At 61.9% G+C, this 18,900-nt stretch carries 24 protein-coding genes; 8 read left to right on the forward strand and 16 right to left on the reverse strand.

Annotation, left to right across the window (positions count from 1 at the left end; all coding sequences use genetic code 11):
• Positions 1-21 precede the first annotated feature (21 nt).
• Entirely contained in the window at positions 22-459 is a 438-nt protein-coding gene (locus tag HB860_RS15560) for a YqaA family protein (protein ID WP_139436772.1), read from the reverse strand.
• A complete protein-coding gene (locus tag HB860_RS15565) occupies positions 456-1,433 on the reverse strand; it encodes an NADP-dependent oxidoreductase (protein ID WP_247627231.1) in 978 nt (325 codons plus the stop codon). Before HB860_RS15565 ends, HB860_RS15560 begins: the two co-directional genes overlap by 4 nt.
• Before the next feature lie 56 nt (positions 1,434-1,489).
• Between HB860_RS15565 and HB860_RS15570 the strand changes: the two genes are divergently transcribed.
• Positions 1,490-1,657 (forward strand): hypothetical protein, encoded by a 168-nt coding sequence (locus HB860_RS15570; protein WP_162472074.1) that lies wholly within the window; start codon positions 1,490-1,492, stop codon positions 1,655-1,657.
• A 44-nt stretch (positions 1,658-1,701) separates the two neighbouring features.
• On the opposite strand, the gene HB860_RS15575 is transcribed toward HB860_RS15570, so the two are convergent.
• Positions 1,702-2,700 carry a Preprotein translocase subunit SecY gene (locus HB860_RS15575; RefSeq protein WP_247627232.1) on the reverse strand — a complete coding sequence of 333 codons (999 nt, stop codon included), beginning with the start codon at positions 2,698-2,700 and terminating at the stop codon, positions 1,702-1,704.
• A gap of 247 nt (positions 2,701-2,947) precedes the next feature.
• On the opposite strand from HB860_RS15575, the gene HB860_RS15580 reads away from it, so the two are divergent.
• The 3 genes from HB860_RS15580 (at position 2,948) to HB860_RS15590 (ending at position 4,120) form a co-directional block, all read left to right on the forward strand.
• Positions 2,948-3,238, forward strand: a complete 291-nt coding sequence (locus HB860_RS15580; protein ID WP_247627233.1) for a hypothetical protein — start codon at positions 2,948-2,950, stop codon at positions 3,236-3,238.
• A 25-nt stretch (positions 3,239-3,263) separates the two neighbouring features.
• A complete protein-coding gene (locus HB860_RS15585) occupies positions 3,264-3,644 on the forward strand; it encodes a hypothetical protein (RefSeq protein ID WP_247627234.1) in 381 nt (126 codons plus the stop codon).
• Between the two features lie 278 nt (positions 3,645-3,922).
• Positions 3,923-4,120, forward strand: a complete 198-nt coding sequence (locus HB860_RS15590) for a hypothetical protein (RefSeq protein WP_247627235.1) — start codon at positions 3,923-3,925, stop codon at positions 4,118-4,120.
• A gap of 17 nt (positions 4,121-4,137) precedes the next feature.
• On the opposite strand, the gene HB860_RS15595 is transcribed toward HB860_RS15590, so the two are convergent.
• The 4 genes from HB860_RS15595 to rpsF all read right to left on the reverse strand — a co-directional run bounded on the left by HB860_RS15595 (position 4,138) and on the right by rpsF (position 6,139).
• Positions 4,138-4,881, reverse strand: a complete 744-nt coding sequence (locus HB860_RS15595) for a ferredoxin--NADP reductase (RefSeq protein ID WP_247627236.1) — start codon at positions 4,879-4,881, stop codon at positions 4,138-4,140.
• 112 nt (positions 4,882-4,993) lie between these two features.
• A complete protein-coding gene (rplI, locus tag HB860_RS15600; RefSeq protein ID WP_005331773.1) occupies positions 4,994-5,440 on the reverse strand; it encodes a 50S ribosomal protein L9 in 447 nt (148 codons plus the stop codon).
• 49 nt (positions 5,441-5,489) lie between these two features.
• Entirely contained in the window at positions 5,490-5,720 is a 231-nt protein-coding gene (gene rpsR, locus HB860_RS15605) for a 30S ribosomal protein S18 (RefSeq protein ID WP_005313392.1), read from the reverse strand.
• Between the two features lie 32 nt (positions 5,721-5,752).
• Entirely contained in the window at positions 5,753-6,139 is a 387-nt protein-coding gene (rpsF, locus tag HB860_RS15610) for a 30S ribosomal protein S6 (protein WP_005331771.1), read from the reverse strand.
• Between the two features lie 236 nt (positions 6,140-6,375).
• Here rpsF and HB860_RS15615 point away from each other — a divergent pair, with 236 nt between their 5' ends.
• The gene (locus HB860_RS15615) at positions 6,376-7,599 is read left to right on the forward strand and encodes an Nramp family divalent metal transporter (RefSeq protein WP_247627237.1); all 1,224 of its coding nucleotides are present in this window, start codon (positions 6,376-6,378) and stop codon (positions 7,597-7,599) included.
• Positions 7,600-7,712: 113 nt separating this feature from the next.
• A complete protein-coding gene (locus HB860_RS15620; protein WP_247627238.1) occupies positions 7,713-8,561 on the forward strand; it encodes a hypothetical protein in 849 nt (282 codons plus the stop codon).
• 26 nt (positions 8,562-8,587) lie between these two features.
• On the opposite strand, the gene HB860_RS15625 is transcribed toward HB860_RS15620, so the two are convergent.
• The 5 genes from HB860_RS15625 to rnr form a co-directional block, all read right to left on the reverse strand.
• Positions 8,588-9,424, reverse strand: coding sequence for an EamA family transporter (locus HB860_RS15625; RefSeq protein WP_247627239.1), 837 nt, complete (start codon positions 9,422-9,424; stop codon positions 8,588-8,590).
• Between the two features lie 97 nt (positions 9,425-9,521).
• Complete coding sequence (locus tag HB860_RS15630; RefSeq protein ID WP_247627240.1) at positions 9,522-9,974, reverse strand: GNAT family N-acetyltransferase; 453 nt, start codon at positions 9,972-9,974, stop codon at positions 9,522-9,524.
• Between the two features lie 189 nt (positions 9,975-10,163).
• Positions 10,164-10,730 carry a Crp/Fnr family transcriptional regulator gene (locus HB860_RS15635; RefSeq protein WP_247627434.1) on the reverse strand — a complete coding sequence of 189 codons (567 nt, stop codon included), beginning with the start codon at positions 10,728-10,730 and terminating at the stop codon, positions 10,164-10,166.
• Positions 10,731-10,740: 10 nt separating this feature from the next.
• A complete protein-coding gene (gene rlmB, locus HB860_RS15640; protein WP_025325727.1) occupies positions 10,741-11,490 on the reverse strand; it encodes a 23S rRNA (guanosine(2251)-2'-O)-methyltransferase RlmB in 750 nt (249 codons plus the stop codon).
• The gene (gene rnr / locus HB860_RS15645; RefSeq protein WP_139436795.1) at positions 11,487-13,880 is read right to left on the reverse strand and encodes a ribonuclease R; all 2,394 of its coding nucleotides are present in this window, start codon (positions 13,878-13,880) and stop codon (positions 11,487-11,489) included. The genes rlmB and rnr overlap by 4 nt, the downstream gene beginning before the upstream one ends.
• Before the next feature lie 133 nt (positions 13,881-14,013).
• Between rnr and HB860_RS15650 the strand changes: the two genes are divergently transcribed.
• Positions 14,014-15,036, forward strand: coding sequence for a GGDEF domain-containing protein (locus HB860_RS15650; RefSeq protein ID WP_247627241.1), 1,023 nt, complete (start codon positions 14,014-14,016; stop codon positions 15,034-15,036).
• 63 nt (positions 15,037-15,099) lie between these two features.
• Here HB860_RS15650 and luxS read toward each other — a convergent pair whose 3' ends face one another.
• The 4 genes from luxS to HB860_RS15670 all read right to left on the reverse strand — a co-directional run bounded on the left by luxS (position 15,100) and on the right by HB860_RS15670 (position 18,252).
• Positions 15,100-15,609 (reverse strand): S-ribosylhomocysteine lyase, encoded by a 510-nt coding sequence (gene luxS, locus HB860_RS15655; protein ID WP_017782209.1) that lies wholly within the window; start codon positions 15,607-15,609, stop codon positions 15,100-15,102.
• Between the two features lie 17 nt (positions 15,610-15,626).
• Positions 15,627-16,220: a transglycosylase SLT domain-containing protein gene (locus HB860_RS15660; protein ID WP_247627242.1), complete on the reverse strand. Its 594-nt coding sequence runs from the start codon at positions 16,218-16,220 to the stop codon at positions 15,627-15,629.
• 61 nt (positions 16,221-16,281) lie between these two features.
• A complete protein-coding gene (gene glnB, locus HB860_RS15665; RefSeq protein WP_025325723.1) occupies positions 16,282-16,620 on the reverse strand; it encodes a nitrogen regulatory protein P-II in 339 nt (112 codons plus the stop codon).
• A gap of 9 nt (positions 16,621-16,629) precedes the next feature.
• Complete coding sequence (locus HB860_RS15670) at positions 16,630-18,252, reverse strand: NAD+ synthase (RefSeq protein WP_247627243.1); 1,623 nt, start codon at positions 18,250-18,252, stop codon at positions 16,630-16,632.
• Positions 18,253-18,390: 138 nt separating this feature from the next.
• On the opposite strand from HB860_RS15670, the gene HB860_RS15675 reads away from it, so the two are divergent.
• The gene (locus HB860_RS15675; protein WP_247627244.1) at positions 18,391-18,900 is read left to right on the forward strand and encodes a GspH/FimT family pseudopilin; all 510 of its coding nucleotides are present in this window, start codon (positions 18,391-18,393) and stop codon (positions 18,898-18,900) included.

The following is an 18,900-nucleotide window of genomic DNA, read 5'->3' on the forward strand; positions in this document are numbered from 1 at the left end:
CTCGTGAGTGACAAGAATGGGCTAGAAGATCTGGCTGGCCAGCAGAAACACCAGGGCATAACGAAACAATTTGCCGAGCCCGATCAGGATGAGAGAGCGCCAGAAGGAGAAGCGAAGCCAACCGGCCAGCAGGCAGAGGCCATCGCCGATCACCGGCGTCCAGGCGAGCAGCAGGCACCAGTGACCATGTTGTTTGAGCCAGGCGAGCGCCTTTTGTTCCCCACGGCCTTGAAAATCTTCCGGTTTTTTCTTCAATGTGGCGAGTCGGCCCAGCCACCAGGTGGTCATGGAGCCCAGGGTGTTGCCCAGCGTCGCCCACAGCAGCAGGCTGGCCATGCTCCACTCTCCCCGGGTGGTCATGGCCCCCAGCAGCACTTCCGAGCTGCCGGGCAGCAGGGTGGCCGAGGTGAAGGCGCTCAGGAACAGCCAGCCCAGCCCCATCTCGGCAATGTCGTTCATCCGGGCTGGCCGTCGGCGGCAGGCATGCGCAGCAGCAGCTTGCCCCGCACATGGCCGTCCTCGATGGCGCCATGGGCCAGCGCCCCTTCCGCCAACGCATATTCACCGGAGATGGTGATATGCACATCCCCCTGACGCAGCAGCATCAGCACCTGGGTCAGCTGTTTTTGATCGGGGTGAACCAGCATGCCGAGCACCTCTATGCCCGCCTCGGCCCCCGCTTCCTTGATCTGCTGGGCCGTGATGGTGGGCACAGTCACCAGGCGGCCACCCGGTTTGACGCAGGCCAGTGCCGCCTTGCCGCTCTCGCCCCCCACCAGATCCAGTACCAGATCCACCGGGCCGCCGGCCGCCACCACCTGTGAAGGCCAGTCGGCGTCGTGGTAATCCACCATCTGGCTGGCCCCCAGCCCGTGCAGGAAGCTGTGGTTGTCAGGCCCGGCCGTGACCACGACCTGGGTCCCGTAGGCGGCGGCAAACTGCACCGCCAGATGGCCCACGCCACCGGCACCGGCCAGGATCAGCACGCGCTGTCCGCCCTTGAGGGCACCGAGTTCGAACAGTCCCTGCCAGGCGGTGAGGCCCGCCAGGGGCAGCGCAGCCCCCTGCTTGAGACTGACCCCGTCGAGCCTGACCAGCTCGTCTTCGCGTACCACCACAGATTCCGCATAGCCACCGGCCGTCAGTGGAAAACCCACCATGCCGCACACCGCATCCCCTTCCACCAGGTTGGTGACATGAGGGCCGACCTTCTCCACCACGCCGGAGACGTCATAGCCCGGGGTCCAGGGCAGCTTGTCCTTGTTCTGGGCCGCCGCCCAGCCGAGGCCGGCCCGGGTCTTGGCATCGATGGGGTTGACCCCCGCAAAGCAGATGCGCACCCGGACTTCCCCCTCGGCGGGCACCTTGTCGAGGGAGGGGTTGAGCTTAAGTACCGAGGGGTCGCCGAATGCGGTAATCTGTAGCTGCGTCATTGCACAATCCATCCTGTTGATTGATCAAGGATCAACAGAATAACAGCGAGGACACCATGGCTCGAATGTTTCTTATTCCTCTGTTGCTGGCCCTGGGGTGGTGGGCATTTCTGCTCTACTTCCGCATTCCGCTCAAGCAGGGTGCCAAGGGGTTTTACTGGATCATCGGCATAGGTGGGGGACTTGCCGCCTTCTTCAGCCTGATGATGGTGCTCACCCACTGACGCCCCCTGCGGCAACAAAAGGCCACCCTGAGGTGGCCCGGATCTCAACCCGCCTGCGCACTGAGGTGGTAGTGGCGGTTGCTGCCCTGCCCCAGCACTCCCTCGGCCATCAGATGCTGGAACACCCTGTCCACCTCTTCCAGCGAGAGGGAGAGAGCCTCGGCCACCTTGCGCTTGCTGCACTTGAGCTCGCCGCTCTCCAGCGCGCTGCGCACCTGGGCCACCACGGCCGGTGCGGGCTCGGGTCTGGTCACCACCATGGACGCGGCGGCAGCTGACTCGCTCGCGCTAGCCTCGGCCCGCTCTCGCGCCCGCAGCCACTGCCACTGGCGGCGGAAGCGGTTCTCCTCGCCGATCAGGCTGACGAAAAAGGCACCGAACGCATCCAGCAACACGGACAGGAAGCAGACCAGCAGGAACTGCACCTGGCTGATGCTCATGCCCACCCCGTCCGCCAGGCTGCTCATCAGCCCCAGCATGGAGGACTGTTCATTGACAGGCTTGGCGTCACGCTCCTGGCGCAGCTCATCCTGCTTCAGCCTGAGCCGGGTGTTGGCCTGCTGCAGCCCGCTCACGCCGCTGGAGATCCGCGCCATCTCTATGTACTTGCGCGCCGCCTCCTCGTTGAGCTGGATCTGCCGCTCTATGCTGGCGATCTGCTCGTCGAAGCGGGCGATCTCCCGCTCGTGGCGCGCCTGCTGGCTCAGGATGGTGTTGGTGGCGCTGTTGATGCCGCCTATGCTGCCACCTATGGAGATGGCGGCCAGCACGCTGTAAAACAGCAGCGACCAGAAGGCACCGCCGAGATCCCGCCTCGCCTTGCACTCGCCGTATTCATACCAGACATAGAACTTGCCCAGCTCGAAGATGATGGCCAGGCCGCCAAACAGCCACTTCATCAGCGGGTTGTCGTCGATGGAGAGAAACAGCAGCAGGGAGAAGACGATGGAGGCCAGAATGGCCAACCCGGTAAAACTGTATACCGTGGTCAGTGCGAACCAGCCCTTGGGATAGCGCAATGCGGCAGGAGCCTGTGTGGTCATGATGAAGAGGGAGTGCCGTGCAGGAAAAGTTGGCTGCCGATTATAGTCACCGGGCGGTCGGAGAGAAGGGCAAATACCTGAATTCCTTCATATGGATAACCAGCTGTCCATAGTGCGACCAAAACGGACAAATCGGCAGCAGAAAACCGCTACAATCGACCTCAGACTTGCAGGGCATGTTTTCGTTGTGCCCGGGTTCAGCCCGGCGCGCTACACTGACTCCCTATTGCCATTATCCGAGGCCATCATGAACAGAACGACTACGCTGCTGCTCTCCCTTCTTCTGGTTGCCGGCACCGCCACCTCATCGGTCCAGGCTCAGGAGCAGGGGGATCAAACTTTCTCCGTTGACGCACTCACCTTCAAACTGGACTGGAATGACACGCAATTTGACTGGTCGCAGACCGGCTGTCTCGATCTGGGGGTCGGTGAGGAGACCTCGCCCGATTGCAAGGGCACTAAGCTCAACCTAGATGATGAGACGCCTCGCAACCAGCCCCCCAGCAGCAACCAGGTCCCGACCAGCCAGGAAGAGTGACCTGTCACCCAGGAGCCTCTCTGATATGACCCACTTCAAGCGCAGTGCCATCATGCACAGGAGCGCCCTGTTGTGCGCCCTGCTGATGGCTCAGGGCGTCGCCTTTGCGGCCCCTCCCTCCAAGAGCAACGACGACGTCAGGATCTCCACCGATCGTGGCCAGGTCAGCCTGGATTGGGACGACAAGGAGTATGGCTGGTGGCAGGACAACTGCCTGGATGTCAGCACCCGCAGCAGCCGCATCAAGCTCAACTGCGACGACATGGATGCCAAGTATCGCGACCACTACAACCGCAGCATCCACAGCGGCAACAACCCGGGCAAGGGCCACGACAAGGGAGACTGGGACAGTCACGGCAACGGGAAACACAAGGATAAGGGAAGCGGGAAAGGTAACAACAAGTGATGGTTCGGGGGCTCCGGCCCCTGAATGCGGTCGCAGGTGCAGGCAGTGGCCGCCATATTCTACGCTAGGCTCACGAGTATCGGCGACTGCCATCCTGCCAGCCAAGGCTCAATGGAACACCTTGATACCCTTGGCAAAAAAGCATGAACCAAGCCATTTCACAAACGTTCGCCGCTCATTTCTCACCAGTTCCACGCAATGATGCCAAGGTGCCGTTCCGCCCCGGTTAAGGCTGGCGACGATAGACTGCCTCCCCTCCAGCCGTCATCGAGGCCATCATGCGCAACACCGTCTCCCATCTGCTCGCCCGGCTATTGAACAGCGGCGCAGCTTTTGAAGCCCCTCTTGCCCGACGCGGCGCCGCCCAGGATCCCGGTGCCCATCAGGAAGCACAGGGCATCAGACGGTCGCCACCGGGCGACAGCGCCTTCGCCGAGGGCTCCGGCAAGCACGACGGTGACAAGATAGGTCGCTGACCGTCCCCTGCTGGCGTCTACCAGTAGTTTTCCATGCTGATGTTGCCGGGGGCCCGGCGCAGGTTCTTGGCAAGACCGAGATCCAGCAGGGTTAGCTGCGTCTCCTTCACCATGGCGGGATTGCCGCAGATCATGACCTGGCTGTGCTCGGCCGAGAAGGGGAGCCCGACCCTGGCCTGCAGCTCGCCGCTGGCGATGGCCGCCGGGATCCGGCCTGGCAGCGCACCGGGCCAGGGCTCGCGGCTGACGAAGGGCACGTAGTGAAAACGGGGCCCATACTGCTCGACCAGGCTGGTGATCAGGCCCTGATAGGTGAGCTCCTCCCCCTTGCGCACCCCGTGCACCAGCACCAGATTCTCGAAACGCTCGAAGGCCTCCCCCTCCGCCAGCATGGCGAGGAAGGGGCCTATGGCCGTGCCGGTGGAGAGCAGCCAGAGATCCCGTCCCGGCGGGAGCTCGTCCAGGGTCAGGAATCCCGTGGCCTGGGACTGAACCAGCAAGGTATCCCCCGGTTGCAAGGCACCGAGAGAGGGAGTCAGTTCACCATCCGGGATCTCCACCAGATAGAATTCGTGATAGGGGGCAGAGGGGGGATTGACGAAGGAATAGGCGCGCTGGATCCGCTGCTCGCCCCGTTGCAGGGCCAGCTTGGTAAATTGCCCCGCCTTGTAGGGGGCGAGCTCCGCCGCTATGCGCAGGGAAAACAGGGTGGGCGTCCACTCGATGCGCTCGAGTACCCGACCTTCGACCCAGGCTGCCATACAGGTTCTCCTACAGAGGAACAGAACCTCACTTTACCCCTGGATCCCCTTTGATTCAAAAAGAAAAAAACCCGCGCATGTGCGCGGGTTTTTTCTGCAAAGCGAATCGCTATTACAGAGCAACAACCTGGATCTGTACGGTTGCCTTGACGTCAGCGTGCAGCTGAACAACAACTTCGTACTCGCCGGTGTTACGCAGAACGTTGCCCATACGGACTTCGCTCTTGGCAACGGCGACGCCGGCAGCAGTGATGGCTTCAGCCACGTCACGGGTACCGATGGAACCGAACAGCTTGCCTTCGTCGCCAGACTTGGAGGCGATGACAACGGCAGCCAGTTCACCCAGCTTGGCAGCGCGCTCTTCAGCGGCAGCTTTACCGGCAGCCAGCTTGGCTTCCAGTTCAGCACGGCGAGCATCGAAGGTCTCGATGTTGGCCTTGGTAGCCATAACGGCTTTGCCTTGCGGGATCAGATAGTTACGGGCGTAGCCAGCTTTAACAGCGACTTGATCACCCAGACCGCCCAGTTTGGCGATTTTGTCGAGCAGGATAACTTGCATTACCTTTCCTCTATAAAAGTTGAGTTAGGCTTAAGTGCCGGACCGATTCTTACTTGTTGTGCAGATCGGTGTACGGCAGCAGAGCCAGGTAACGAGCACGCTTGATGGCGCGTGCCAGCTGACGCTGATACTTGGCGCGGGTACCGGTGATACGGCTCGGTACGATCTTGCCAGATTCAGTGACGTAGTTTTTCAGAGTAACGATATCTTTGTAGTCGATCTCGGTAACGTTCTCGGCGGTGAAGCGGCAGAACTTACGACGACGGAAATAACGTGCCATGGCCTTTATCCTCTAATGCGGTGATCTAAGAATTACTCTTCGGAAGACGCTTCAACAGCATCTTCGCGGCGCTCGTCGTCACGACGGGTGAAGCGCTCTTCCTTGGCCTTGGCCATCGGAGAAACTTCAGTCACGGCGTGCTTGGTGCGCATGATCATGTTGCGGATAACGGCATCGTTGAAGCGGAAGTTGGTTTCCAGTTCGTCGATAACGGCCTGCTCAGCTTCTACGTTCATCAGAACATAGTGAGCCTTGTGCAGCTTGTCGATCGGGTAAGCCAGCTGACGACGGCCCCAATCTTCCAGGCGATGAATGGTGCCACCAGCGGTGGTGATAGCGCCGGTGTAACGCTCGATCATGCCAGGTACTTGCTCGCTCTGGTCCGGATGAACCATGAAGACGATTTCGTAATGACGCATTTTAGCTCCTTACGGATTAATTCAGCCTCCGCCCAGGTGCAGCCAGACCTCGGAGGCAAGGAACATAGTGGTGTTTAGACGCTGCTTTCTAGGGCGGCGTATTGTACGAAATCGCCTCTCCCACTGCAACTGGCGTCGGCAGATGTTTTTGTCGATGAGCCTGATGCAAAACTTCAATTGATAACAATTATCATTTAGATCTATTCTATCTCCATGCTCTTATGGAGGGTGACACCATGCAACCCGCATTGACCACGGCCATCCCGGCCCGCAAATTCAAGCTGACCCTGCTTGGCCCCGCCTTCATCGCCGCCATCGGCTACATAGATCCGGGCAACTTCGCCACCAACATCCAGGCCGGCTCCACCTTTGGTTATCAACTGCTATGGGTGGTGGTCTGGGCCAACCTGATGGCCATGGTGGTGCAGACCCTCTCCGCCAAGCTCGGCATAGTCACCGGCAAGAATCTGGCGGAGCACATCCGGGACAAATTACCCAAACCGGCAGTCTGGGCCTATTGGGTGCAGGCGGAGATCATCGCCATGGCTACGGATCTCGCCGAGTTCATCGGTGCGGCCGTGGGCTTCAAGCTGCTGTTTGGGGTGACACTGCTGGAAGGGGCCTGCATCACGGCCGTGGTCACCTGGGGCATTCTCATGCTGCAATCCCGCGGCCAGAAGCCGCTGGAGTTCGTGGTGGGCGGTCTTCTGCTGTTCGTGGCCGCCGCCTACATAGTCGAGCTGGTGTTCTCCCGCCCCCATCTGCCCAGCCTGCTGGAAGGCGCCCTCTTCCCCGGCCTGCCCAACGGCGATGCCGTCTATCTCGCCGCCGGCGTGCTGGGGGCGACAGTCATGCCTCACGTCATCTACCTCCACTCGGCACTGACCCAGCACACCCAGGATCAGGGAACCCTTTCCCAGCGGCTGCACAGCACCCGGGTCGATGTGGCCATCGCCATGACCATAGCCGGCTTCGTCAACCTGGCCATGATGGCCATGGCCGCCGCGGCCTTCCACGACGCTGGCCACCAGCAGGTGGCGGAGCTTGAAACGGCCTACCAGACGCTCACCCCCTTGCTGGGTCAGGCTGCCGCCACCCTGTTCGGACTGTCTCTGGTCGCGTCCGGCATCTCCTCCACCGTGGTCGGAACCCTGGCAGGCCAGGTGGTGATGCAGGGCTTCGTGCGCTTCACCATACCGCTCTGGCTGCGCCGGGCCATCACCATGGCCCCCGCCTTCGTGGTGATCGCCATGGGACTCAACACCACGGAGATCCTGGTGCTGAGCCAGGTCATTCTGAGCTTTGGCATAGCCCTCGCACTCATTCCGCTGCTGATCCTGACCGGCGATCGCGCCCTGATGGGGGAGCATCGCAACCATCCGCTGACCCAGGCAACAGGTCGCGTCATCGTCGCGCTGGTGATCGGCCTCAACGCCTATCTGCTGGTCACCATGATCTAGTGCTCACCCCGCCATCTTCGGGCCGGCTCGTTAACAGAGGTTAATGAGCCGGCCCCCGCTTTGGCGTATGCTGCCGCTTTCTCTTCTCCATTTCTCGTTGCGGAAGCCTTGCCATGGAACATACCCGAGTCAGCTTCGTGCTGGGCCATCATCAGGAACAGGCCTGCGTCGTCTATTGCGAGCAGGGGCAACCCAGCCTGCTGGTCACCGATCTCACCCCCTTCCACCCCCAGAGCCACCTCTGGCCCGATCAACCGGGAGATGTGGGCACTGTGCGCTGGGATGGCGGCGAGGCGGCCGTGGGCGCCTGCCGGATGGGGGCCATCAGCCCGGAAGGCAGGCTGTTCGTGGATCAGGATATTCCGGTCAAGCGGGGCGCCGAGGGCTGGACCTTCGTGGTGGTGCATCCCCTCGCCGACTCCCATCAACTTACCATCGGCACCCAGGTGGAACTGATTGTGGACGCCGAGGCCCGCCACGCCCTGAGTCTGGGCCACAGCGGCTGCCATCTGGTGGCGCAGGCCCTCAACCGGGCACTCGTCCCTTACTGGCGCAAGGAGGTGAGCGAGCGCGATGCACTGGATCAGCCCGACTTCGACCGCCTCGCCATCCAGAGCTCGCGGGTCGAGCCCCTGGGCTCCCGGGAGCACTACCGCATCGGCAAGAGCCTGCGCAAGAAGGGGGTCAACGGCGAGGCGCTGCTGGCGGATCTGGCGCTGATAGAAGAAACGGTCAACCGGCAGCTCGCCGACTGGCTGGCTGCGGGGGGCGAGATCCGCCGCTCGCGCGCAGGCGAGGCCATCATCGACTCCCGCTACTGGCACTGCACGCTTGAGGGAAAAGAGCTGACCATCCCCTGCGGCGGCACCCATGCCGGCACTCTGGCGGAGCTGGGTCAGGTCAGGGTGCGGCTCGCCCCTGCAGAGGAGGGGTTCAGCCTGCTCTCCGAAGTCACCCCCTGAGTCGACGAACGATCCGGCCTCTCCCCTCAGCCAAGCCGGATCAACAATATGCCGCAGAGGATCACCAGGGCCGCCATCAGCCTGACCCGCCCCAGCCGCTCCCCCAACCAGAGCCAGGAGAGCAGCACGGCAAACAGCACGCTGCTCTCGCGCAGCGCCGCCACCAGCCCGATGGGGGCCAGGGTCATGGCCCAGATGACGATCCCATAGGCAAGCAGCGAGAGGGCGCCGCCCAGGGCGCCCGAATACCACTCGGCCCGGGTCAGGCTGCGCAAGGCGGTGCGGCTCTGCCATCTCATCAGCAGCGGCATCATCAGGGCCGTCAGGGTAAAGAGCCAGAGGGTATAGCGTATCGGCTCCCCCGCCGAGCGGGCCCCGACCCCGTCAGACAGGGTATAGGCGGCGGTAAACAGCGCCGTGATCAGCACGGCGCACAGGGCCGCAGGCGCCAGCCGGATGCCGCCGCGCCAGGCCATCAGCAAGACTCCGCCCACCAGCACCATGGCCCCCGCCACAGCCACGACACCGGGCACCTCCCCCAGCAGCAGGGCGCCGAGCAGCAGGGTCACCAGGGGCGCGCTGCCACGGGCCAGCGGATAGATCTGGCCAAACTCCCCCAAACGGTAGGCCCGACCGAGAAAGAGGCAATATCCGCAGTGCAACAGGATGGAGAGTGCCAACCAGGGATACTCGACCGGGGCAGGCCACCCCACCAGCGGCAGGAAAGGCAGGGAGAAGAGGCCGGAGCAGAGGGAGACCAGCAACACGCTGACACGCCCCTCGGCCTGGCGCTTGGCCAGCGCATTCCACAGGGCGTGCAGCAAGGCGGCCAGCAAGATGGCCGCGAAGATGGGGAGGGTCACGACGGGGTTCCAATCAACAAGGGGACGAAATCATACCCGTTTGCGTCGCAGCAATGTGGGAGCCAGCTCATGAAGGCTCCCTGGACTTGCCATCGACTCAGGGGGCTTTGCGCATCCCCATGTGAGGGATGTCGTCTTCGATATAGCCCTCCCCTTCCGGCGCGAAGCCGTGCTGGCCGTAGAAGCCCTGCAGGTGAGCCTGGGCACCGAGCCAGATGCTGTGCGCCGGCCAGCGGGCCGTGCAGGCGGTCACCGCCTCATCGAGCAAGCTGTGGCCCAGACCGCCCCCTCTCGACCGGGGGGAGGTGACCACCCGGCCTATGGCGGCGCCACCGGCGTCGCCGATGCCGGGGGCCATGATGCGGGCATAGGCGGCCAGATGATCGCCTTCATAACCGAGCAGGTGCAGCACACCGTCCCGGCGATCCACCCCATCCAGATCCTGGAAGGGGCAGCTCTGCTCCACCACGAACACCTCGGCCCGCAATGCCAGCAACTCATACAACTCGTCCGTGGTCAGTGCAGACCAGGGTTTCAGGATCCAGTTCATCGGCGACTCCTTATCAATTCGGCCTGCCAGCATAGGCGAGCGCAGCCAGGGCGGCATTAACCTTTGTTAAGACTTTTAAGCCGTTTGCGAATGCGGCTCAGGCTGACTGGCAGGCGTGATGCCGAGACGCACTGTATGAAAGGTTTGATATCTGGTGGCAACACAACCCCTCATGGCGCATCGGCAACACTACTGCTTGTTAAGCGCTTTCAACCGCTTGCGAATGCGGCTCAGGCTGATGGGGCTGATGCCGAGATAGGCGGCGATCTGGTGATCCGGCACCCTGGCATCCAGCGCGGGAAAGCAGTCCAGGAAGTGCTGATAGCGGGCCTGGGGGCTCTCGGTCAACAGCAGCAGCTCTTTTTCTTCCTTGATGCGTAGCTGCACTTCCAGCAGGTGCTGATACCAGGCGGACCAGCAGGAGAGCTGGCGCAGATCGGCCAGCTGGAACAGCTGCAACCGGCAAGGCTCCAGCGCCTCCACGCTGTAGCGGGCGGGTTCGCCACTGAGCAGGTGGTGGAAGTCGAGAAACTCGTCCCCCTCCCAGTAGAACTCCTTGATGTACTCCCGCCCATCCGCCAGCACTACCCTGGCCCGCAGCAACCCCTGCTCCACCCTGATCAGCAGATCCGGACTGTCACCGGCGTGCCAGAGGCAGGATTTGGGGGCCAGGGTCAGCGGCCGGGCAAAAGAGAGGAGGCGCCTGGCCTCCTGCTCATCTGCGACCCTGTCCCGGAAAAAGGGAGGTCTGTCCATCATCACGGTGTCAGCTGCGGCGCTGACGCACGGCTTCAAACAGGCAGACGCCGCTCGCCACCGAGACGTTGAGGCTGGATACCGCCCCCGCCATCGGTATGCTCACCAGCTCGTCGCAATGTTCGCGGGTCAGGCGACGCATCCCCTTGCCCTCGGCGCCCATCACCAGCGCCATGGGGCCGGTCAGCTTGGCCTGATAGAGGTCGTGGTCCGCCTCGCCGGCGGTGCCGACTATCCAGACGCCGCGCTCCTGCAACTCGCGCAGGGTGCGCGCCAGGTTGGTGACCTGGATGAGCGGCACCACTTCGGCGGCGCCACAGGCGACCTTGCGCACTATGGAGGTCAGGCCGGTGGCCTTGTCCCGCGGCACTATCACAGCATGGACCCCGGCCGCATCGGCGCTGCGCAGGCAGGCGCCGAGGTTGTGCGGATCGGTTACCCCGTCCAGCACCAGCAGGAAGGGGGCTGTCTCTTGCACCGCCAGGCCGTCCAGCAGGCTGGCCAGGTCGTGCTCGGCCAGCTTGGGCGCCTCTATCACCTTGGCCATGATGCCCTGGTGATTGTTGCCCTCCGCCTTGTCATCGAGCGTCTTGCGGTTCACGCTCTGCACCTTGATGCCGAGGGATTCCAGCTCGGTCAGCAAGGGTTGCAGCCGGTCGTCATCGCGCCCCTTGAGGGCCCATACCTCGATGAAACGCTCCGGGGTGCGCTCAAGCAGCGCGGATACAGCGTGAATGCCGTAGATCAGTTCTGTACTCATTTAGTGCTCTTGGCCTTGTCGCGAGCGTTTTTGCTCGGTCGTCTGTTGCTGGGCTTGGCGCGGCCACCCTTGTCGGATTTGCCGTGATCCTTGCCCTCTTTGCGTTTCTCGTGGCGCTGGGCGCTCTTGGCCTTCTCTTTCTTGATCTCGGCCTGCTTGCGCGCCATCTCCTTGGCGTTCTTGCCGGTGGCCTGGAGCGGCTCTTCCACCATCACGAAATCGATCTTGCGATCGTCCAGGTTCACCCCCATCACCTTGACCCGCACCTTGTCACCCAGACGGTAGCGACGGCGGAAGTTCTCGCCGATCAGCTGCATGTGCAGGGGATCAAACTGGTAGTAGTCGTTGGTGAGGGTGCTGACGTGCACCAGACCGTCGATGTGGATATCCGCCAGGCGCACGAAGAAGCCAAAGCCGGTGACGCTGGCGATGACGCCGTCGAAGTCGTCACCCACGTGATCCAGCATGTACTCGCACTTGAGCCAGTCGGCTACGTCGCGGGTCGCATCGTCGGCACGGCGCTCTGTCATGGAGCAGTGCTCGCCCATGGGATCCACTTCTTCCAGCTGGTAGTGGTAACCACCGCTCGGCGTCCACTTGTGGCGCAGGTTGCCCTGCTGCTCCTTGGCCGTCTGGTACTTGATGGCACGGTGCAGGATCAGGTCGGGATAGCGACGGATCGGCGAGGTGAAGTGGGCGTAGGACTTCAGCGCCAGACCGAAGTGACCTATGTTGTCGGCCTGATAGATGGCCTGACGCATGGAGCGCAGCAGCATGGTGGAGAGCAGCTCCGCATCCGGGCGCCCTTCAAACTTGGCGGCCAGCTCGGCGAAGTCCTTCGGCTCGGGCTCGAGGCCTCCCTTGAGCTCCAGGCCCAGTTCGGCCAGGAAGTCGCGGAAACCGGTCAGACGCTCTTCGCCCGGACGGTCGTGCACCCGGAACAGGGCTGAGGCTTCGTTCTTCTCGATGTAGCGGGCGGCCGCCACGTTCGCCTGGATCATGCACTCTTCGATGATCTTGTGGGCGTCGTTGCGCACCAGCGGCACTATCTGGTCGATCTTGCGCTGGGCGTTGAAGATGAAGCGGGTCTCCTCGCTCTCGAACTCCACGGCGCCACGCTGGTGACGGGCGTGCTTGAGCGCCTTGTAGAGGTTGTTGAGCTCCTCGATGTGACCCACCAGCGGCTCGTACTGCTGACGCAGCTTGGGCTCGCCATCCAGGATCGCCGCCACCTTGCTGTAGGTCATGCGGGCGTGGGAGTTCATCACCGCTTCGTAGAACTTGTAACCGGACATGCGGCCGGCGGCGGAGATGGTCATCTCGCACACCATGCAGAGACGGTCAACCTGCGGGTTCAGGGAGCAGAGGCCGTTGGAGAGCACCTCGGGCAGCATGGGCACCACGAACTCGGGGAAATAGACGGAGTTGCCGCGCTGATAGGCTTCGGCATCCAGCGCCGTCCCCGGCTTCACATAGGCGGAAACGTCCGCGATGGCCACCCACAGGCGCCAGCCGCCGCCGCGTTTGGCTTCGCAGAAGACGGCGTCATCGAAGTCACGGGCATCTTCCCCGTCTATGGTGACCAGCGGCAGGGCGCGCAGATCGATGCGACCCTCTTTGGCCTTCTCCGGCACCTGCTCGCCCAGACCGGCGACCTCCTTGGTCACCTCCTCCGGCCAGGTATGGGGGATGCCGTGAGTACGCAGGGCAATTTCAATTTCCATGCCCGGCGCCATGTTTTCGCCCAGCACCTCCAGCACGGTACCGACCGCATTGATACGGGCGGTGGCGCGCTGGGTGATGCGAACGACCACCACCTGGCTCTGGCGGGCCCCCTTGTTCTCACCGTCCGGGATGATGATGTCCTGGCCGATGCGGCTGTCATCCGGCACCACGAAGCCAACGCCGTTCTCGACGAAGTAACGGCCGACGATGTCCGCCTCGCGGGCCTTGAGCAGGCGCACCAGACGCGCTTCCTGACGACCCTTGCGGTCAATCTCGGTCGGCTGCACCAGCACGTAGTCACCGTGCATCAGCCGCTGCATCTCGCGGTTGTTCAGGAAGAGATCCGATCCACCACCCTCGGGACGCAGAAAACCGAATCCATCTTTGTGGCCGAGCACATAGCCTTTCACCAGATTCAGGCGATCCGGCAGGGCGTAACATTGGTTCCTGGTGAACACGAGCTGTCCATCACGCTCCATGGCGCGCAGACGACGGCGCAAGGCTTCCAGCGGCTCTTCGTCGGTCAGCTTGAGGACCTTGGCCAACTCTTCCCGGGACATGGGTTTTTCATGGCCCTTGATGAGTTCCAGCAGCATCTCGCGGCTGGCGATGGGGTTATCGTATTTTTCGGCCTCGCGTTGGAGGAAAGGATCTTTTTGAGACATAAGCAGGCCTTAGGGTAGGTAGTAACGCAGACATTATATCGAAGGGGGGAGCTAATGGCATCCATCGACTGCCTTTTGCCCAATCTCTCTGTCATACTGGGCACAGTTTGCAGGTATGTGAGACTCGGAACTCATGAGCAAGGACTCGTTCGCCCAATCGGCCGCCTATTTGAAGCAGGCGGTCCCCCTGATGATCAAGTATCAAATCCCCACCACCCCGAACAATTACCATCTTTGGTACAACTATGTCTCCGGCGCCATGCCCGAGCTGAACCATGCCGTCGATCACGCCATAAAACTGCAGGGCACCTTCTCCCTCACCACCTGTGAGCGTCTCTATCACCAGCATCTGGCCAGCCAGGACGAACAGCAGATGGAGACGATGAAGCTCAATCTGGTTGCCATGGCCAACGAGCTCGGCCACTCCATGCAGGATGCGCTGGTCGACACCGGCCAGTTCCAGGCGATGCTCGACAAGAGCTTCGACAAGTTGAGCCTCATCGATGACGAGGGGCTGAGCCTGGACGACACCATGGCCATCTTGCGGGAGCTGGTGCGCGAGTCCCGGGATGTGCGCATGTCCACCCTGCACTTTCGCAACCAGCTCAGCAGCGCCGAGAAGGAGATCAAGGAGCTCAAGGCGGCGCTGAACGAGACGCGCAAGATGGCCACCGAGGACGCTCTCACCACCCTGCTTAACCGCCGTGCCTTCGATCTGGAGCTGGACAGCCTGATCCGCAACAAGCAACCCTTCTCGTTGATCATGACCGACATCGATCGTTTCAAGAACTTCAACGACGAATATGGCCACCTGCTGGGGGATCAGGTGCTGCGCATCGTCGGCAAGCGGCTGCGGGAAGTCAGCAAGGAAGGGATCACCGCCTATCGGCTCGGGGGGGAGGAGTTTGCCCTGCTGGTGCCGGGCCGGGCTCTGGCGCTGACCCGCCAGATGGCGGAGAGCCTGCGCCGGGTCATAGAGCGGATGTCGCTGCTGGATCGCAAATCGGGCCGCCGCATCGATCACATCACCGCCTCCTTCGGTGTGGGGGAATACAATGGCCAGGAGACGGCGGACGCCCTGATAGAGCGCACCGACAAGCTGCTCTACAAGGCCAAGGAGCTGGGTCGCAACCGGGTGATGCCGCTCCCCTCCTGAGCCCGTCAGACACAAAAAAAAGGCCGGTCACTGACCGGCCTTCTTCATTTTTCCGCTGTTGGCTCAGAGGCTTTTCAGCTTCTCTTCCGGCAGCGCCAGCTCATCGTTGTGGTTGACGCCGATGCCGCGCTCCAGCACGTGGCGAGCGATGGCATGGGCCTCTTCCAGGGAGTGCATGCTGTAGGTCCCGCACTGGTATTCGTTCAGCTCGGGGATCTTGCCCTGCTCCTGCACGGTCAGCACATCGCTCATGGCCGCCTGCCAGGCCGCGCCCACGCGGGCCTCGTCCGGTGCGCCGATCAGGCTCATGTAGAAGCCGGTACGGCAGCCCATGGGGGAGATGTCGATGATTTCGACCCCATTGCCGTTCAGGTGATCACGCATGAAACCGGCAAAGAGGTGCTCCAGCGTGTGGATGCCGCGCTCGGAGAGGATCTCCTGGTTCGGCACGCAGAAGCGCAGATCGAACACGGTAATGGTGTCCTTGTTCGGGGTCTGCATGGTCTTCGCCACCCGGACTGCCGGGGCTGCCATGCGGGTATGGTCGACGGTAAAACTGTCCAATAACGGCATTTCTGACTCCTGATTGGTTACGAGAACCAGCCCCCGCTGGGGAGCCGATCCTTGCATTGTCGATACTGGGCGCCGTAGCGTTGGGCACGGGCCTCCACCTTGCGGGAGACCTTCATCAGCCACCCCTTGCTGCGGTAGCTGCCACGCCGGTAGCCACCCCAGCCTTCGTGATAGTTGAGATACTGGCCATAGGCATCCCACTTGGAGGTGCCATTGAGCCGCTGCGCCTTGTTAGTGTACCAGCCCATGAAATCGATGGCGTCGGCGAAGTCGTCGCGATCGCTCCAGCCGTTGCCGGTTTCACGCTGGTAATCGTCCCAGGTCTCATCCTTGACCTGGGCGTAGCCATAGGCAGAGCTGGCGCGCCCGGTCGGGATGAAGAGGAAGTATTGCATCGGCGGCTGGGCATCGTGCACGAAGGAGGACTCCTGATACATCATGGCCATCACCACATGCACCGGGGTCCCCCACTTCTCGTTCATCTTGAGTGCCGCCTTGTGCCACTCCGGCTTTTCCCGAAAGATCTGGCACAGGTTTTCCGGCTGGGCCGGTGGCCGGCTACTGCAAGCAGTCAGCGCCATCAGCAGGCCTACCGCCACCACGAGACGCATCCCTGACATCAAGGGGGCGGCATCTTCGTACGCTTGGTCGTGTCGAGGCACATCCATCACATCAAATCGCGTCTTCGTTCTCTTCGCCGGTACGGATGCGGATCACGCGCTCCACCTCGCAGACGAAGATCTTGCCGTCACCGATCTTGCCGGTGCGGGCGGTGTTCTGGATCGCTTCCAGACAGGCGTCCAGCTCTTCGTCCTGCACCACCAGCTCTACTTTCACCTTGGGCAGGAAGTCGACCATGTACTCGGCACCGCGGTAGAGCTCGGTGTGGCCCTTCTGGCGTCCGAAGCCTTTGACTTCGGATACAGTCATGCCGTTGATGCCGATCTCGGCCAGGGCTTCGCGCACATCGTCCAGCTTGAACGGTTTGATGATGGCTTCAATCTTCTTCATGGTGACTCCTTACCAGTTCTGTTTGCCGAACCCGGACGTGATGGGGTAGCGGCGATCCTTACCAAAGTTTCGAGCCGTGATGCGGGGCCCGACGGCAGCCTGACGGCGCTTGTACTCGTTGAGATCCACCAGACGGATCACCTTGCGCACCACGGCTTCTTCGAAGCCCTCCGCCACCATGTCGGCGACCGAGGCGTCTTCTTCCACATAGCGCTTGAGGATGGCGTCCAGGATGTCGTAGGGAGGCAGGCTGTCCTGATCCACCTGATCCGGTGCCAGCTCTGCCGAAGGGGGACGATCAATGACCCGCTGCGGGATCACGTAGTCGACCGAGTTGCGATATTCGCACAGCTTGAAGACCAGGGTCTTGGGCACATCTTTCAGCACGTCGAAACCGCCCGCCATGTCACCGTACAGAGTGGCATAGCCGACCGCCATCTCGCTCTTGTTGCCGGTGGTCAATACGATACGGCGACGCTTGTTGGAGAGCGCCATCAAGAGCACGCCACGGCAGCGAGCCTGCAGGTTCTCTTCGGTGGTATCCCGGGCCGTCCCCTCAAACAGCGGCGCCAGCTGAGTCATGAAGCCTTCAAACATGGGCTCGATGGAGATGATGTTGAACTCGACCCCCATCCGCTCGGCCTGTTCCTTGGCATCTTCCACGCTCATCTGAGCGGTGTAGCGGAACGGCATCATCACCGCCTGTACCTTGTCCGCACCTATGGCATCGGCCGCGATGGCAAGCGTCAGGGCGGAGTCGATGCCGCCGGAGAGGCCCAGCACGGCTCCTTGGAAGCCGTTCTTGGTGACGTAGTCATGCACCGCCAGCACCAGCGCCTGATAGGTCTCGGCCAGGGGCTCCAGCGGCGCAGCCGGTTCCCGCTCTTTCAACGGCTGGCCGTCGACAAAGCGCACCAACGCCAGCTCTTCGGCAAAGGGGGTCAGCTTGTGGGTCAGCTCGCTCTGGCCGTTGAACACCTTGGAGCAACCATCGAAGATCAGTTCATCCTGACCACAGACCTGATTGAGGTAAACCAGCGGCAAACCGGTCTGCTCGCAACGCTCGGCCATCAGCTCGCGGCGGATCCAGGGTTTCTCCTGATCGTATGGAGAGGCATTGATGGTGAGCAGCAGCTCGGCACCGGCCGCCTTGGCCGCGAGTGCCGGGCCCGGTTGCCACAGATCTTCACAGATGAGCAAGCCCAGCTGGTGGCCACGGAACGACACCACGCAGGTATCGCTCGCCGCGGTGAAGTAACGCTTCTCGTCGAACACCCCGTAGTTGGGCAGATCCTGCTTGAAGTAACGGGCGATGAGATTGCCCTGCTCATAGAGAGAGGCTGCATTGTAGAGCGCGTCTCCTTCACGCCAGGGGTGTCCCACCAGAATGGCGCAACGACCCTGCCAGGCCGCGACACGCGCCAGGGCCGCCTCCACCCGTATCATCAGATCGCTGCGCAGCAGCAGATCTTCAGGCGGATAACCGGTCAGCGCCAGCTCGGAGCAGACCAGCAGATCGGCGCCTTGCTGGTCGGCCTCTGCGGCGGCAGCCAGCACCTTGTCACAGTTATCTTCGATGGCGCCTACCGTCAGATTTAACTGGGCAAGCATCAGAGAGAGGGCTTTTGCCATGGCGATGCATCTTGAATTCGAAAATGATGGGGAATGATAAAGAAAAGGGGCTGGCTGTGCCAGCTCAACACTTGGCCTTTGCACTGGTGTTCTGGCTGTCTGGAGATAAGATGTAACTAATCGAGGGAGATATTTGCCATGATCAAGGATGTGAAAGGATTCACTCTGCTGGAACTGATGATAGCCGTCAGTCTCGGGGTCATCTTGCTCGGGATTGGCGCTCCGGCCATGTCGAGCCTGCTCAGTGAGAACAGCTTGCGATTTGAATCACGCACTCTCCTGAAATACCTGCGCTTTGCCCGCAGCCAAGCCATCGACAACCAGCAATCAGTCACCGCCTGCCTGGCCAATGCCAGCGACAACTGCGTCACAGCCAACCCGACCCAGTTGCTGGTCTTCGTCGATAATGATGCTCCGGCAGACAACATTCTGAACAACAGCGATCAATTTCTGGCCAGAACCGCTGCATTTGCCGGAACACTGACAATCTCCAATAACCGGATTTCCACCACCTTCAGCCCGGATGGCACCAGCCTCGGCAGCAATGCCACTATCAGCCTCTGCAGCTCAGGCAATGCCCAAGTCAACTTGGTCATTGCCCAATCGGGACGCTCCAGTCAATCAACCCAGGCCAACGTCTGCCCCTGA

Origin of the sequence: Aeromonas genomosp. paramedia (genome assembly GCF_023093515.1) — a bacterium.
GTDB lineage: Bacteria > Pseudomonadota > Gammaproteobacteria > Enterobacterales > Aeromonadaceae > Aeromonas.